12 protein-coding genes are annotated in these 15,112 nt (G+C 59.8%); 5 read left to right on the top strand and 7 right to left on the bottom strand.

Features of this window, described 5'->3' with window-relative positions:
* Window positions 1-30: 30 nt before the first annotated feature.
* Complete coding sequence (locus tag CWI66_RS13710; protein ID WP_198517590.1) at window positions 31-612, top strand: SLC13 family permease; 582 nt, start codon at window positions 31-33, stop codon at window positions 610-612.
* A gap of 43 nt (window positions 613-655) precedes the next feature.
* Here the strand turns inward: CWI66_RS13710 and CWI66_RS13705 are convergent, their stop codons facing one another.
* The 4 genes from CWI66_RS13705 to prlC all read right to left on the bottom strand — a co-directional run bounded on the left by CWI66_RS13705 (window position 656) and on the right by prlC (window position 6,590).
* Window positions 656-2,857, bottom strand: coding sequence for a TRAP transporter permease (locus CWI66_RS13705; RefSeq protein ID WP_100731987.1), 2,202 nt, complete (start codon window positions 2,855-2,857; stop codon window positions 656-658).
* Between the two features lie 125 nt (window positions 2,858-2,982).
* On the bottom strand, window positions 2,983-3,975 hold the full coding sequence (locus tag CWI66_RS13700; protein ID WP_100731986.1) for a TAXI family TRAP transporter solute-binding subunit: 993 nt from the start codon (window positions 3,973-3,975) through the stop codon (window positions 2,983-2,985).
* 263 nt (window positions 3,976-4,238) lie between these two features.
* Window positions 4,239-4,487 (bottom strand): YheV family putative zinc ribbon protein, encoded by a 249-nt coding sequence (locus CWI66_RS13695; RefSeq protein ID WP_100731985.1) that lies wholly within the window; start codon window positions 4,485-4,487, stop codon window positions 4,239-4,241.
* 54 nt (window positions 4,488-4,541) lie between these two features.
* A complete protein-coding gene (prlC, locus tag CWI66_RS13690) occupies window positions 4,542-6,590 on the bottom strand; it encodes an oligopeptidase A (protein WP_100731984.1) in 2,049 nt (682 codons plus the stop codon).
* A gap of 176 nt (window positions 6,591-6,766) precedes the next feature.
* Between prlC and CWI66_RS13685 the strand changes: the two genes are divergently transcribed.
* The 3 genes from CWI66_RS13685 (at window position 6,767) to CWI66_RS13675 (ending at window position 9,452) form a co-directional block, all read left to right on the top strand.
* Complete coding sequence (locus CWI66_RS13685; RefSeq protein WP_100731983.1) at window positions 6,767-8,107, top strand: sodium-dependent transporter; 1,341 nt, start codon at window positions 6,767-6,769, stop codon at window positions 8,105-8,107.
* Window positions 8,108-8,138: 31 nt separating this feature from the next.
* Window positions 8,139-8,684: a gamma carbonic anhydrase family protein gene (locus tag CWI66_RS13680; RefSeq protein ID WP_081137925.1), complete on the top strand. Its 546-nt coding sequence runs from the start codon at window positions 8,139-8,141 to the stop codon at window positions 8,682-8,684.
* Between the two features lie 96 nt (window positions 8,685-8,780).
* Complete coding sequence (locus tag CWI66_RS13675) at window positions 8,781-9,452, top strand: metal-dependent hydrolase (protein ID WP_100731982.1); 672 nt, start codon at window positions 8,781-8,783, stop codon at window positions 9,450-9,452.
* Here the strand turns inward: CWI66_RS13675 and CWI66_RS13670 are convergent.
* Genes CWI66_RS13670 through CWI66_RS13660 form a run of 3 tightly spaced genes read right to left on the bottom strand, consistent with a single transcriptional unit; the run spans window position 9,428 to window position 13,480 of the window.
* The gene (locus CWI66_RS13670; protein WP_016915674.1) at window positions 9,428-10,810 is read right to left on the bottom strand and encodes a sigma-54-dependent transcriptional regulator; all 1,383 of its coding nucleotides are present in this window, start codon (window positions 10,808-10,810) and stop codon (window positions 9,428-9,430) included. The genes CWI66_RS13675 and CWI66_RS13670 overlap by 25 nt on opposite strands.
* Entirely contained in the window at window positions 10,803-12,713 is a 1,911-nt protein-coding gene (locus tag CWI66_RS13665) for a sensor histidine kinase (RefSeq protein WP_100731981.1), read from the bottom strand. The genes CWI66_RS13670 and CWI66_RS13665 overlap by 8 nt, the downstream gene beginning before the upstream one ends.
* A complete protein-coding gene (locus CWI66_RS13660) occupies window positions 12,710-13,480 on the bottom strand; it encodes a GntR family transcriptional regulator (RefSeq protein ID WP_081137930.1) in 771 nt (256 codons plus the stop codon). Before CWI66_RS13660 ends, CWI66_RS13665 begins: the two co-directional genes overlap by 4 nt.
* A 318-nt stretch (window positions 13,481-13,798) precedes the next feature.
* Between CWI66_RS13660 and lldD the strand changes: the two genes are divergently transcribed.
* On the top strand, window positions 13,799-14,959 hold the full coding sequence (lldD, locus tag CWI66_RS13655) for an FMN-dependent L-lactate dehydrogenase LldD (protein ID WP_081137932.1): 1,161 nt from the start codon (window positions 13,799-13,801) through the stop codon (window positions 14,957-14,959).
* Window positions 14,960-15,112 lie beyond the last annotated feature (153 nt).

Below are 15,112 nucleotides of genomic sequence, written 5' to 3'. Positions count from 1 at the left end.
TTTTTGATGGGGGTGCGACAGGCGCCGTGCGTGGCCCAGGAAAGTCTGCGCTATAAGGCGCTGTTGGCAGCCATGGCGCTGCTGATCCTGTTCTCGACCCCGCTGCCTCGCGAATGGTCGGCGCTCGCGGTAGCGCTGGTATTGATGATGTCGCGCCAAGTCGCCAGCCACCGATATGTGCAGGCGGTGGACTGGAACCTGTTGCTGCTGTTCATGGGGCTCTTCATTGTCACCGGCAGTGTCGCTTCCTTGCCGGAGGCGGGGGTGTTGGTCAACCAGTGGCTGGGGTCGGGAGGTGTGCCGGATGACCCATGGCACATGGCCGGGATCTCGCTGGTGGCCAGCAACGTGATCGGTAACGTACCTTTTGTGATCTTGCTACTGGGGCTGTTCCCGCAACTGCCCGAGGCCACGCTGGTCATGCTGGCGGTCATGTCGACGTTGGCAGGTAATTTGCTGCTGATTGGCAGCGTGGTGAATCTGATCGTGGCAGAGGGGGCCAGACGGCAGGGCGTTCACCTTGGCTTTCTCACCTTTGCCAAGGCCGGTATTCCGGTGACGCTGCTATCGATGCTGGTGGCGGGTGGGTGGTTTGCACTAGGCGTGCGCTGACAAAAAGGCCGACTCCTGGGAGTCGGCCTGCGTTGATAGCCTGTCAGGCTGCGGTGGGGGCCGGTTTCGGCCCGTGCAGCTTGCGCTGCATCAGGAACATGGCGGCGCCGATACCCAGTCCGGCAATGTCGGTGAAGATACCGCCGTAGATCAGGAACAGCGCGCCGATCATCAGCACCAAACGCTGCCATGCCTGGATCGAGCCAAAGAACCATGCTTGTACCGTGGCCGACAGCATGAAGATACCGATCGACGCCGTAATGGCGACGCGAACGATCTGCATCGGTGTGCCTTCCATCAGCATGGCCGGGCTATAGAAGAACATGAACGGTACGATAAAGGCCGCCAACCCTACCTTGAACGAGGTAATGGAGGTTTGCATGGCGTTATCGCCAGAAATACCGGCAGCGGCATAAGAGGCCAGTGCCACGGGCGGGGTGATCGCCGACATGACGGCGAAGTAGAAGACGAAGAAGTGCGCAATCAGCGGCTGAATGCCGATGTTGATCAGGCCCGGCGCCACGACGGAAGCCGCCACGGCATAGGCCGCCGTGGTGGGCATGCCCATCCCCAGCAGAATGGAGATACACATGGCGAAGAACAGGGCCAACAGTTGGCTCACGCCCGCCATGCCCAGCAGCAGCGACGAGAAACGTGCGCCCACGCCGGTCAGGGAAATGACGCCCACGATCAGGCCTGCACAGGCACACACGGCGATGATCTGGATCGACATGGTGCCTGCCAGCTGCAGGGCCTTGAGAATTTCACGAATGCCCATCTTGTTGGGTGAAATCCAGCTCACCACGGCCGCCGCAGCCGTGGCCAGGGTGCCCGCACGGATGACCGAGTACCCCATGAACAGGGCATAGATCAGGATGATGATCGGCGCAAACAGGTACGCGTGACGGGCCAGTTTGCGGAACTGCGGGATTTCATCCTTGCGCATACCGCGCATGCCTTTCTTCGCAGCTTCCAGGTCGACCATGAAATAGACCGACAGGAAGTACAGCGCGGCCGGAATCAGCGCGGCAACGGCAATCTCGCGATAGGGGATGCCGGTGATTTCCGCCATGATGAAGGCACCCGCACCCATGATCGGGGGCATGATCTGGCCGCCGGTGGAAGCAGCGGCTTCGATCGCCCCTGCGCTACGGCCCGGATAACCTACCTTTTTCATCAACGGGATGGTCAGAGAACCGGTGGAGACCACGTTGCCTGCGGAGGTGCCGTTGATCATGCCCATCAGGCCAGAAGCGAAAATCGACACCTTGGCCGGACCGCCCCGCGAGCGCCCTGCAGCGGCAAAGGCGAAGTTGACGAAGTAGTCGCCCACTTTCGAGGCTTGCAGGAACGCTGCAAAAATAATGAACAGAATGATGTAAGTGGAGGAGACCGCCGTCGTTTGCCCGAGCACCCCGATATCGGTGTAGAGCTGGCTGAAGAAGCGGTTGACCGACAGGCCCGGGTAACTCAGGAAGCCTGGCAGGTAAGGGCCGCCAAACACATAGGCCAGAAAAATGGCAGAAATGACGACCAGCGCGTTACCTGCTACGCGGCGGGTCAGCTCCAGAATCAGCAGCGAACCGGCCATGGCGGCGTAGGTAATGCCAACCGGGGCAAAAGAGGTGCCCGTGGACATACGCAGTGGCGTATTGTAAACCGTGATCAGATAACCCGCGCTGGCCAGTGCGACGATCATCAGCACCAGGTCAGGCATGGAGAATTTGGAGCGCTGCTGGCGATAGAACCAGGACAGCAAGATCGCCCCTACGGTGGCGAGCAGCATCGGGTAGCCGAAGTGCCAGGTTTCCACCTGTGGGTCGATACGCATGGCGCCCCCGGAAAGGGCTTGCCACATCAGGAAGGCTTGCACCAGCGCGTAGCCTGCGGGCAGTAGCAGCGCGGCTCCCAGCAGTGTCAGCCACTTGGGCGACTCATCGCTGGCGTCACTGGCAAAGCGCGCACCAGTGAACAGGCCGAAGCCAAGAATCAGGGCGCCTGCCACGTGAATGATCCGGTAGGTCCATGTTTCCATGGGCAGGACGTTCAGCGTGATCAGGTGAAACAGCGAGTAGGCGATGGCAACGCCGGCGAAAAGCATCCACTGCCAGCCGGTAAACAGGCGACGGTTTGACTCGACGACCTCTTCGTCGACACCTTCGGCGAGTATGGCCTTGGCGTCCTGTTGCTCAACGGGGTCGCTAGCGGGTGCAGCCGGGTTGGGGCTGCCGGTGTTGTTGCTCATGGAGGTTACCCTTGGGATGGATCGTCAGCGAAGATGCTTGGGTAATTCAGGAATTGCTTATTCATGGCCAGAGCGACAAGAGCCGACCCTGTAAAGAGTCGGCTCTTGTGCTGGCACATCCGCGCTTATTGGCGAATCATGTCGTCGGCTATCTCATAGCCGTTTTCATTGAACCAGCGGGCAGCACCGGGGTGGAAAGGCATGACCGTGTTGTACTTGACGTTCTCGGGAATGCTCTCTTCAGCACTGCGGTGGATGGATACCATGCGGTCGTTGTTTTCCATGGTGATGCGCGTGACTTCATACACCAGGCTTTCAGGCAGGTCGCAGCCGGCAATGGCGAAGTTCCACATGGAAACGGCACGGGCGTCTTCTTCCAGCGTTTCGTAAGTGCTGGCCGGGATCATGAATTCAGAGACCGGGAAGGCGTCGACGATCTTGGCCTGCTCTTCTTCGGTGAACTCGATAATGTTGACGTCAGTTTGAACTTCCAGCTGGCTGACGGCCGGGATCGGTACGCCCGCTGCAAAGGCAACGACGTCCAGCAGTCCATCCTGCAACTGGCCGCCAAGGTCAGACCAGCCGCCGTTACGGCGCTCGAAATTGACGCCCAGCTCTTCGAGGATGGCAGGGAAGTAAACGTCAGAGGTGGAGCCTGCAGGGCCGAAACCAATGCGCGAACCGTCCGGAATATCGGAAATGGAGGTAATGCCGGTGCTGGCCAGAGCCGTGATGGAGAACGGCGTCTCGTACATGGGGAACAGGGCACAAGCGTTATCCATGACCACACCCGGTGCCAGCGGGCTACGACCGTTCATGGCGTCATCTGCAGGGCCCAGTGTGGTCAGGCCGAAGGCCAGCTCACCCGCGTGAACCAGTGCCAGGTTCTGCGTCGGACCACCGGTGACTTCACCACCGCCGGTAATGCCGCCCAACTGGTCGGCCAGCAGGTTCGCCCAGCCAGAACCGTAGATGTAGAAGGTGCCGCCCTGGCTGGCAGTACCTACGGTAAAGCTGGAGGGCCAGCCCTCACGATCAACTTCCGCGTGGGCGGTGGTCGCAGCGACCAGCGCGCCGCCAGCCAGCAGGGCAAGAGACTTGGGCATCATATTACGCATGGCGAGATTTCCTAAGCTGTTATTGGGATTATCGTCTGGCATATCGAGAGTGTGGCCAGTGCTTGTTCTAATAAGCAGCTTAATGTAGAGCGATTGTCGTGCCAATGGCTTTGTTTTTATTTGAATACAATCGCTTATGGATATCTTATTCAACTTTGGTTGAAAGACGCTCGATGTTTTATGGATGGCTTTACGCACGGATTCATGGAAATAGCGTGCGGTTTTCCGCACATTTTGGCGAGAAAGACGACTCCCAAGCGTCGCTACTTCGGCTTGCCGGGATCCAGGATACGCACTGGCTGTAGATCCTGTACTTTTTGCTCATCGCGCACCTGATTGACTCGAGTCACCAGCTCCGGTGATGTGTCATCCTCGATCGGCAGCTGTTCGAAGAAATCACAGCTGACGCACTCACGGTAGCGAATGCCATGCTGCTCCCAGGCACGAATACGGTCCATGGCGGCGCAGCGGGGGCATGTAACCCCGGCAATAAAGCGTTTGATACTCGACATGACAAGACTCCCGATACGCGGCAGCAGGGCTGCCGCGCAGAGATAAAGGGTGGATCAGGCGGCACGAATGCCGCTGTGGCGCAGCAACGGCGCCACACTGGGCTCGCGACCACGAAACGCGACGAACAGCTCGGCAGCATCGCGGGCGCCGCCCTGTTCAAGGATCTCTTCCTTGAAGCGCTGGCCGGTGGCAGGGTCAAAAATACCCGCTTCTTCGAAGGCGCTCCAGGCGTCGGCGGAGAGCACTTCGGCCCACTTGTAGCTGTAATATCCCGCCGCATAGCCCCCTGCAAAGATGTGGCTAAAGCTGTTCTGGAAGCGATTGAAGGGCACCACGGGAACCACCGAGGTGTGGCGGCGTACGTCGTCCAGCAGGCCTTGTACGTCGTCGGCGCTGGGAGCTTCCAATTCATGGTGCAGGCGCATGTCGAAGAGCGAAAACTCTATCTGGCGCAACATGCCCATGGCGGACTGGAAGTTTTTAGCCGCCTGGAGGCGCTCGAACAGTGCATCGGGGAGCGGTTCGCCGGTATCCACGTGCCTGGACAGTAGCGCTAGCCCCTCTTTTTCCCAGCAGTAGTTCTCCATGAACTGGCTGGGCAGTTCGACCGCGTCCCAGGCCACGCCGTTGATGCCGGAAACATCGGCGATGTCCTGCTTGGTCAGCATGTGGTGCAAGCCGTGGCCGAACTCGTGGAACAGCGTTGTGACTTCGTCGTGGGTCAGCAAGGCAGGTTTGCCGCCCACCGGGGCGGTGAAATTACAGGTCAGGAAGGCGACCGGCAGTTGCAGGCCGTGTTCTGTCTGGCGGCGTACCCGGCAGTCCGCCATCCAGGCGCCTCCACGCTTGCCCTCCCGGGCGTAAAGGTCGAGGTAGAAACCCGCAATCGGTTTGCCTTGCTCGGTAATTCTGAAAAACCGCACATCGTCATGGTAGCTGGCTACGCTGGCATCTTCCGCTACCTGCACGTTGTAGAGGCGCTCGATGACCTGAAACAGCCCGTTGACCACATGGGGGGCGGGAAAGTAGGGGCGTAACTGCTCCTGGGAGAGGTCATGGCGAGCCACGCGCAGCTTTTCACTGGCATAGGCGACATCCCATGGCTGCAGCGTGTCGAGCCCGAGCTCATCACGGGCGTAGGCGCTGAGCTCGGCAAACTCCTGCTGGGCTTGCGGCTTGGCACGCTGGGCCAGGTCTTCGAGAAAGTCGAGTACCTGGGCGGGGGAGTCGGCCATCTTGGTAACCAGCGAGTAGTCGGCGTAAGTATCGAAGCCGAGCAGGCGGGCCAGCTCCTGGCGCAGGGCCAGCGTCTCTTCCAGAATGGGGGCGTTATCAAACTGGCCTGCCTTAGGGCCCAGGTTTGAGGCGCGCGTCACAAAGGCGGTATACACTTCCTCGCGCAGTTCGCGGTTATCGGCATAGCTGACGATCGGAAAGAAGCTGGGAAAGTCGAGCGTGATGCGGTAACCCTCTGCGCCTTTGGCCTCTGCCAGTGCTTTCAGCGTTTCCAGAGCGCTTTCCGGCACGCCTGCCAGCAGCGTAGGGTCAGTGATGTCCTTGTGCCATGCCTGTGTGGCATCCAGCACATGGTTGGAAAACTGATTGGACAGCGTGGAGAGACGCGCTTGAATGTCGCCGTAACGCGCCTTCTTGTCGGCTGGCAGGTCCACGCCCGCCAAGCGGAAGTCGCGCAGCGCATTATCAACGGTGCGCCGTTGGGCGGTGCTCAGGTCGTGCCAGGCAGGACCTTCCTTGAGCGCCTGCCAGCCCTTGAAGAGCCCTTCATGTTGGCCTACCCAGGTGCCAAAGGCCGACAGCTTCTCCAAACAGGCCTGATAGGCGTCACGCAGTTCCGGGCTGTTCATGGTGCTGTTGAGGTGCAACACCGGCGACCAGGCCTGAGACAGGCGGTCGTTCACGGCTTCCATGGGCGCGGCAAAGTTGTCCCAGGTAGGCGGTTGATGAGCGGCTTGTTGGGCAAGGCGCTCGATGGCGTCGCGACCCTCATTGAGCAGTTGTTCTACCGCGGGCACCACGTGTTCGGCACGAATGTCGGCGAAAGGGGGGAGCTCATGGCTCTCTAGCAACGGGTTACGGGACATAGGCACCTCATGGCGGCAGGTTGGTTCATGCGGGCGCGTAAAGCGTCCGTGGATAATGACACAGTGCGGGCAGCCAAGGTCAGTTTCAATGGCGGCATTGGCCTGGAGGCATGCGCCTGCTAGTCTTGCCGCCTTTTGATACGTCGAATCGAGTGCCACCAAGGCAGGAGCAGAAGATGAGTGAAACGCTGGAGCGTTGGGGGTCGAAGCGTGCCTTTATTCTCGCGGTGACCGGTGCTGCGGTAGGGCTTGGCAATATTTGGCGTTTTCCCTATGTGGCCGGGGAAAACGGCGGGGCGGCCTTCTTGCTGATTTACGTGGCGTTTGTCCTGTTGCTGGGCCTGCCCGTGATGATGGCGGAAATACTCATTGGCCGCGCTGGCCGTCGAGGCCCCATGCAGTCACTGGGCGTACTGGCCACACAGGCGGGTGCCTCGCCCCACTGGCGCTGGCTGGGGCTGTTCGGTGCGCTGACGGTGTTTTGCATTCTGTCGTTTTATTCCGTGGTGTCTGGCTGGTCGATCGAGTTTCTGGTGGCCTCCATCAATGGCAACTTTGACGGGGCCAGTGCCGCTGAGATTGGCGCTGGCTTTGACGCCTTTCTGGCCAATCCAGGCCTGCTGATTTTCAACCATTCACTGTTCCTGTTCATGACCATGACGGTGGTGGCGGCTGGCGTCGCGAAAGGCCTGGAGCGGCTCAATAATCTCTTGATGCCGGTGCTCTATGGCCTGTTGGTGCTATTAGCCCTCTACGCCATGACCACCAGCGGCTTTGGGGCGGCGCTGCACTGGCTGTTCATGCCGTCTTTCGAAAACGTCACCGCGTCGGTGGTGCTGCATGCCATGGGACACGCTTTTTTCACCCTGGCCGTAGGGGCGTGTGCGTTGATGGCCTACGGGGCCTATATGCCGGATGAACAGAGCCTGCCGAAAGCCGCTTGTGCGGTGGCCGTGCTGGATATCAGCGTGGCGCTGCTGGCGGGTATTGCGATCTTTTCAGTAGTGTTTGCCCAAGGGATGGACCCGGCGGACGGGCCGGGACTGATGTTCGTGACCCTGCCCATTGCCTTCTCCGAGTTGCCCTGGGGTTCCTTGTGGCTGAGCGTGTTCTTTTTGCTGCTGCTGCTCGCGACGTGGACGTCAGCCATCAATCTGGCGGAGCCCATGGTGGCCACGCTGCAGGGCCTTGGCTGGCGGCGCAGCGTTTCTACGGCTGTCGTGGCGATCAGTGTCTGGCTGCTGGGGCTGCTGTCGGCCTTCTCCTTTTCTCACCTGGCGGAGTTTAGACCGCTGTTTGGGCGCAACGTGTTCGAGCTGGTCAGCAGTATCCCCCCGGACATCTTCCTGCCCATGGGAGGATTGCTGATTGCTATCTTCGCGGCCTGGGTAATGCCACAGCCCTTGGTGATGCGCACCCTGGGCGTGGGTGAGCGAGGCTTCCTGCTTTGGCAACGTCTGGTCCGTTGGGTCTCCATTCCGCTGACCTTCATCGTCCTGCTGGGTGGATTGCTATAGTGGTTCTTGTGTCACTAACAGGAGAGTCTTCATGAGCAATGCCTTACGCGCGTTTCACGCACACTCCCCTACGCTGGGCGAGCGTGTCTATATCGACCCGGCCAGTGTCGTGATCGGCAACGTCACTCTGGGCGACGACTGCTCGGTATGGCCCATGAGCGTGATCCGTGGCGATATGCACAGGATCACTATCGGGGCGCGCACCAGCGTGCAGGATGGCAGCGTGCTGCATATCACCCACGCCAGCGATTTCAACCCGGAGGGCTTTCCTTTGACGATTGGTGACGATGTCACCATCGGTCACAAGGCCATTCTTCACGGCTGCACGTTGGGTAACCGCATTCTGGTGGGCATGGGCGCCATCGTCATGGATGGCGCGGTGGTGGAGGACGAGGTGATCATTGCGGCGGGAGCGGTGGTGACACCGGGCAAACGGCTGGAAAGTGGCCATGTATATGCGGGCAATCCTGCCAAGCCGTTGCGGCCTTTGAAAGAGCAGGAGCGGGCCTTTTTCCCCTATACGGCAGGCAACTACGTCAAATTGAAGGACGAGTTTCTAGCACAGCAACGTGGTTAGCCTAAACCTTTGGTAAACGGCAGCTTTTTTTATATCAGGCCGTGTTGTAGTCTTCGATAATCTGGTAATTTATCCAGTTTTTCAGAGTGCCACGACATGGCCAACTTTCGCACGCACATTACCGTGGCCGCCGCAGGCGGTACGCTCATGGCCTATATGGGCTGGCAAGCGCAGTGGTGGCCCGCGTCGCAATCCTTGCTGATCATTGCGCTGGTGGCCTTCGGTGGCATCCTGCCCGACATAGACGCAGACCGTTCCCGCTCTATCCGTCTGATTTTCAATCTGTTGTCGGTGCCTACCCTGGTATTGGGGGTGTTGATGCTGCAGCCCTGGTTGACGCCTGGACTGCTGCTGGTGGCCTGCGGCGGTATCTATTTTTCAGTGCGCTACCTGGCCGCGATTCTCTTCTCCAGATTGACCGTTCACCGAGGGATCTGGCATTCGCTGATGGCGGCAGGGCTGTGCGCCTTGGCGACGGCGGCGCTCAGCTTTCATCTGCTGGAGCAACCCGCCTGGTTGGCCTGGTCGCACGGGGCGGCAGTACTGATAGGTTTCATCATCCACTTGGGGCTGGATGAGCTGTTCAGTGTCGATCTGGAGGGGGCGCGGCTGAAGCGCTCGTTTGGTACGGCGCTCAAGTTGGGCGACAGCCGACGTCCTCTCTCTAATCTTTTGATGCTCATTGCCATGCTGGTGCTGGTGCCCTGGGTGCCGCCCTGGGGAGTGCTGCTGGAACTGATGCGTCAAGGGTCACTGCTGTGGCGGTAATCGTCAGCGCTCAGGCCATGCTTTTTGAGCTTGTCGTAGAACGTCTTGCGCGGGATGCCCAGGTGGCGACACACTTCCGTTACGCGGCCGTGGTGACGCGCCAGTGACTGGCTGATCAGGCTCTTTTCGAACAGCTCTACCTGGCGCGGTAGCGTGGGTTCATGGGTGTCTGCGGCGACACCTTCCAGCAAGGCGTCCAGCCGATAGTCGAACGCGGCACCCAGCAAAACGTAACGTTCGGCAAGGTTGCGCAGCTCGCGCACGTTGCCTGGCCAGTCGTGGGCCAGCAGGGCGGCAATGGCCGGGCTGTCCAGCGTTGGCGCTTCCAGCCCGCTACGGTTGGCGGCGACCACGGCAAAGTGCTGAAAAAGGAGCGGGATGTCTTCTCGCCGTTCGCGCAGGGCGGGCAGGGGCAGGGTGACCACATTGAGGCGGTAGTAGAGGTCTTCGCGAAACAGCCCGTCGTCGGCCGCCACTTTGAGATCTACCTTGGTGGCGGCAATCACGCGAATATCGAGCGGTACGGCTTCATTGGCTCCCAGGCGTTCGACGCTGCGCTCCTGCAGTACGCGCAGCAGTTTGACCTGCAGTGCCATGGGCATGGACTCGATCTCATCCAGAAACACTGTGCCGCCGTTGGCATGCTCGAACTTGCCGATACGCCGCTCCACGGCCCCTGTGAAAGCGCCTTTTTCGTGCCCAAACAGCTCTGATTCGATGGTGTTTTCCGGCACGGCGCCGCAGTTGATCGCCATGAAGGGGCTATTGCGACGAGCGCTGCGTTCATGGATCGCGCGGGCCACCAGATCTTTCCCTGTGCCGGTTTCGCCAAACAGCAAGACATCGGCCTCTACCTGGCTGATGCGCTGGATCATGGCCGCCAGGCGCGAAATGACCGGCGTGCGGCCTACCAGGCGAGGCCCGAGCGCTGCGTGCTGGACTTCGAGCTCGGCTTTCAGGCGCAGGTTTTCCAGGCTTAGCTGGCGCTTTTCGATGCCGCGTCTCACGACGTCCAGCAGCTGATCGCCCGCAAAAGGCTTTTCCAGAAAATCCCAGGCACCGGCGCGCATTGCTTCCACCGCCGTCGAGATGTCGCCATGGCCAGTGATCAGTATGATCGGCAGGGTGGCATCGCGATGGTGAAGCTCATGCAGCAGGGCCATGCCATCCATGCCGGGCATGCGGATGTCGCTGACGATGACGCCTGGGAAGTCGTCGGGCAGCGCCGCCAAGGCTTGCTCTGCGGATTCGAAGCAGTAGGGAGTGTAGCCGGCCAGCTCCAGGGTCTGGCTCGCGGTGATACGCAGATGTGGCTCGTCGTCGATCACCATGACCGGCAGTGTCGACGGTTCATGCATGGTTATTGTTCTCCGTTATTCTATGCTGCTCGCCTAGGGGCGACACGATGGTGCGCGGTAGGGAGATCGTGAAGCACGCGCCTCCCTCGGCCCGGTTGGTGGCCTGTAGCTTGCCCCCCAAGTCCTCCATGATACGCGATGAGATGGAAAGTCCTAGCCCCAGGCCGCTGCCCGGCGCTTTGGTAGTGAAAAAGGGCTCGAAGATCCGCGACACATGGTGCTCGGCGATACCGGGGCCGTTGTCGATGACATGAATTCGCACTTGGTCAGACGTGGCCTCGGCCCGCAGCGTAAGGGTGGGCTGGGCGACGTCTTTCATCGCCTGGATGGCATTGCCAATCAGGTTGACGATGACCTGTTCCAGGCGCACCAGGTCTCCCTCTACCCACAGGGTTTCGGCGGGCCATTGAGGCGTCACCTGGATACTGCCATCGCGTAGTCGGCTGTGAAACAGGCGCAGGGCGTACTCGATGCAGGCCTGGACAGAAATGGTTTCGTGGCGCTCGCTGCTTTTGCGAGAAAACTGGCGTAGCTGGGCACTGATATCTGCCATGCGCTGGGTCAGCTCGACGATTTGCGCCAGATTGGCATCGGCTTGCTCGATGCGCGTCAATTCGATGAAACGGCGCGCGTTTTCAGCATAGGCGCGAATAGCGGCCAGCGGCTGATTGAGCTCATGATTGATGCCTGCGGCCAGTTGGCCCAACACGGCCAGCTTGGCGGCCTGGATCAGCTCGTTTTGGGTCTGCTGTAGGTTGGCTTCTGCCCGGCGACGCTCTTCGATTTCATCGGAGAGGCGTTGATTGGTGGCCAACAGGTCGCGTGTTCGACGCTCAACGCTGGCTTCCAGCTCATCGCGCGCGCGCGCCAGAGTCTGTCGTTCACGTTCGGCAAAGGCTTCCCGCTCCCGGCGTAGCCGCAACCGTTGCCAGCCGATGCCAGCGCCCAGTGCAACGACCCCATAGAGCCCTCCTGCCATCAAAGCGGCCACCCACTGGGCGCTGACCACCGAGTTCAGCGGTTTAAGAATATGCATTTGCCAGCCAAATTCGGGTAGCGGCCGGGTCAAGCTGAGGTAGCGTTCTCCCTGCAGTGGCCCATGAGCAAAGCTGACGAGGTGGCTGCCGGGGCCATGGGAGGCTTCTACCTCGATGCCGGAGGGGTCGAGTGGCTCGATAGCATAGCGACGCGTTGCGCGTAGGCTTTCGCGCTGGGCTTCGTTGAGGGGGTAGAGCGCATTCATGCGCAGCTCGGGTTGGCTGGCCATGAAAATGATCGAGTCGCTGTCCGTGACAAACAGCTCCGCATCTTGCTGTGCCCAGCTCTCTTCGACCTCGTCGAGCAGCACCTTGATGACCAGCACGCCATCCGGTGTGGCGTCGGGTGAGGTATCGTCCAGCCATACGGGGGCAGAAAAGAAGTATCCCCGTTCCAGCGACTGCGTGCCCAAGCCGTAAAAACGCCCTTGCCCACCGGCGATGGCATCGGTGTAATAACTGCGGAAGGCGTAGTTATGGCCAATAAACGTGTTGGGTCGGTGCCAGTTGCTTGCAGCAATGGTGTAAGCATCGCGATCCAGCAGATAAACGTCCGACACGCCCGCCGTAAACCGAAAACGGTCCAATAGCAGGTTCAGCGACATGGGGTCCTGACCTTCAGGCGCGGCCAGGTAACGCTGGATGCCTTCTCGGGTAGAGAGCATTTGGGGCAGGTAATCATAACGGGATAGGTAGCCCGTCAAGTTGGCTGCTGATAGGCGCAGCTCGTTTTCAGCGTCGTCGCGCAGATTGGCAAGCGCCTGCTCGCGGGCTAGCTGGGCGGCCTGCCACATGCACAGCGCAAGCCCCACCGGCAGGATCAGCAGCCAGGCAAGCCGCCAACGTGGGCCGGGAGAGCGGCTCATGCGGAGGTGCGCGTGCCCTGGGCACGGCGTAATGCGCGCTGAGCGCGGGTCTCCGCACGGGCCATTTCGAGTAGCCCCTCTTCCACATACACCAGGTGTTCGTGAGCGCGGGCTCGGGCGTCTTCTGCGCGGCCCTCCAGGATGGCATCGAGCAGCGCTCGGTGCTGCTTCATCAACTGTGAGCGGGAGTCTGGCTTGGCAAACAGGTGCGCCAGATTATCCACGATACTCTGCTCCAGGAGATGGAAGATACCGCGAATGGTGTGCAAGAGCAGGACATTGTGCGCTGCTTCGGCAATCGCCAAATGAAACGCGGCGTCCAGCTTGGCTTCCTGTGCAGGGTCGGCGCCGACGAAACCGCCGTCCAGCTCCTCGAAGCGCTGTATCAGCACGGCTTTGTCGGCGGGTGTCGAGCGCAGTGCAGCATAGTAGGCCGATATGCCCTCCATGGCATCGCGAAACTCCAGCAGATCCAGGTGAAATTCCTTGTGGCGGGAAAGCATTTCCAGCAAGGGGTCGGTATAGCCGCTGTTGAGCGTCTCGTTGACAAAGGTGCCGCCGCCTTGGCGACTGCTCAGTAATCCGCGGGCAGCCAATTTCTGAATGGCTTCTCGCAAGGAAGGGCGAGAAACACCAAAACGCTCAGCCAGCTCTCTTTCAGGGGGCAAGCGCTGCCCGGGTTTCAAGCTTCCTTCCAGAATCATGCCTTCAAGGCGTTCGGTAATCACATCGGCAAGGCGCTGTTGGCGGAGCGGCGGGTAAGACATGAACAGTAGCTCCAATAATTGGTAAGACCAAGGGTAATCAATTTAAATGTTCCGCTCAAGCGTCCGTAGCATGCCATTCCAATAAGAAAGCAGCGCTTTGAACTAAAGTATGGTGGGCACCATGGGCTAATTGCACGTTTTGTGTTTGACACACAAGATCGGCCTATCTAATGTTGTTTCTGTTTTTTTGTAAATTGGTAAAACCAATTAATACGCTAGAGCGCTGGCATACTCATGCGTCGTGGGTAAGCAAGAGCATGTAGGCATGGCTTTTTGCTGACGTGACAACAACAGTGCAATCTCTCCATAGGGTGCTCCATGATCATTTCTGCCTCCACGGACTATCGCCGGGCTGCCAAGCGTCGCCTTCCCCCTTTCCTCTTTCATTATGCGGATGGAGGGTCGTACGCAGAGCACACCCTGCGTCGCAACGTGGATGACCTGCGTGATGTTGCGCTACGTCAGCGGGTGCTGAAGGACATGTCCTCGCTTTCTCTGGAAACCGAGCTGTTTGGTGAAAAGCTTGCGATGCCGTTGGCGCTGGCGCCGGTAGGGCTGGCAGGTATGTATGCTCGGCGGGGCGAGGTGCAGGCAGCCCGCGCGGCCAGTAAGAAAGGGGTGCCCTTTACCCTGTCGACCGTATCGGTTTGCCCGATTGCCGAAGTGGCGGCAGCGGTCGACCGGCCCATCTGGTTTCAGCTCTACGTGCTGAAAGACCGTGGGTTCATGAAGCATGTGCTGGATCGTGCCAAGGAAGCGGGCGTAAAGACGCTCGTTTTTACCGTGGATATGCCGGTACCTGGGGCGCGTTATCGTGATGCCCACTCCGGCATGAGCGGCAAGCACGGCCCAGCACGGCGTATTCTGCAAGCGGCACTGCATCCCCTGTGGGCTTGGGACGTGGGTGTCAATGGCCGCCCCCATGACCTGGGAAATGTGTCCGACTATCGCGGCAAGCCAACCGAGCTCGAGGATTACATTGCCTGGCTGGGCGATAACTTCGATCCTTCTATCTCCTGGAAAGATCTGGAGTGGATTCGAGAGCAGTGGGATGGGCCCATGATCATCAAGGGCATTCTTGATGCGGAAGATGCGCGGGATGCGGTGCGATTTGGCGCAGATGGTATCGTGGTATCCAACCATGGCGGCCGTCAGCTGGACGGCGTGCCGTCCACGGCTCGGGCGCTACCCGCCATTGCAGATGCGGTCAAAGGAGATCTAGCGATTCTGGCGGACTCTGGCGTGCGCAGTGGTCTGGATGTCGTCAGAATGATTGCCATGGGAGCGGATACGGTGCTGATTGGCCGAGCATTCATCTATGCGCTGGCGACAGCGGGAGAGGCTGGCGTGACCCATCTTCTCGAGTTGTTTGAAAAAGAAATGCGCGTTGCCATGACGTTGACCGGGGCGCGCACCATTGCTGAACTCGGCTCCCAGTCACTGGTGTCTAATGCTCAGCAGGTACTGTTGCAAGAGTAAAAGCAGGCGTGCTGCCTGATAGTAGAGACGGTATATAGGTGTGCGACTGCAAGGCGTGAAATTATTTTAAAAAAGCCCTTGCCAACCCGGCAGCGAATCCGTAAAGTACGCATCCGCTGCCGGGGACGCCAAGCGTTACCAGCGGTGAAGAAG

Origin of the sequence: Halomonas sp. 141 (assembly GCF_002810305.1) — a bacterium.
Classification (GTDB): Bacteria; Pseudomonadota; Gammaproteobacteria; order Pseudomonadales; family Halomonadaceae; genus Vreelandella; species Vreelandella stevensii.
This window is presented reverse-complemented; position numbering and strand designations above follow the sequence as displayed.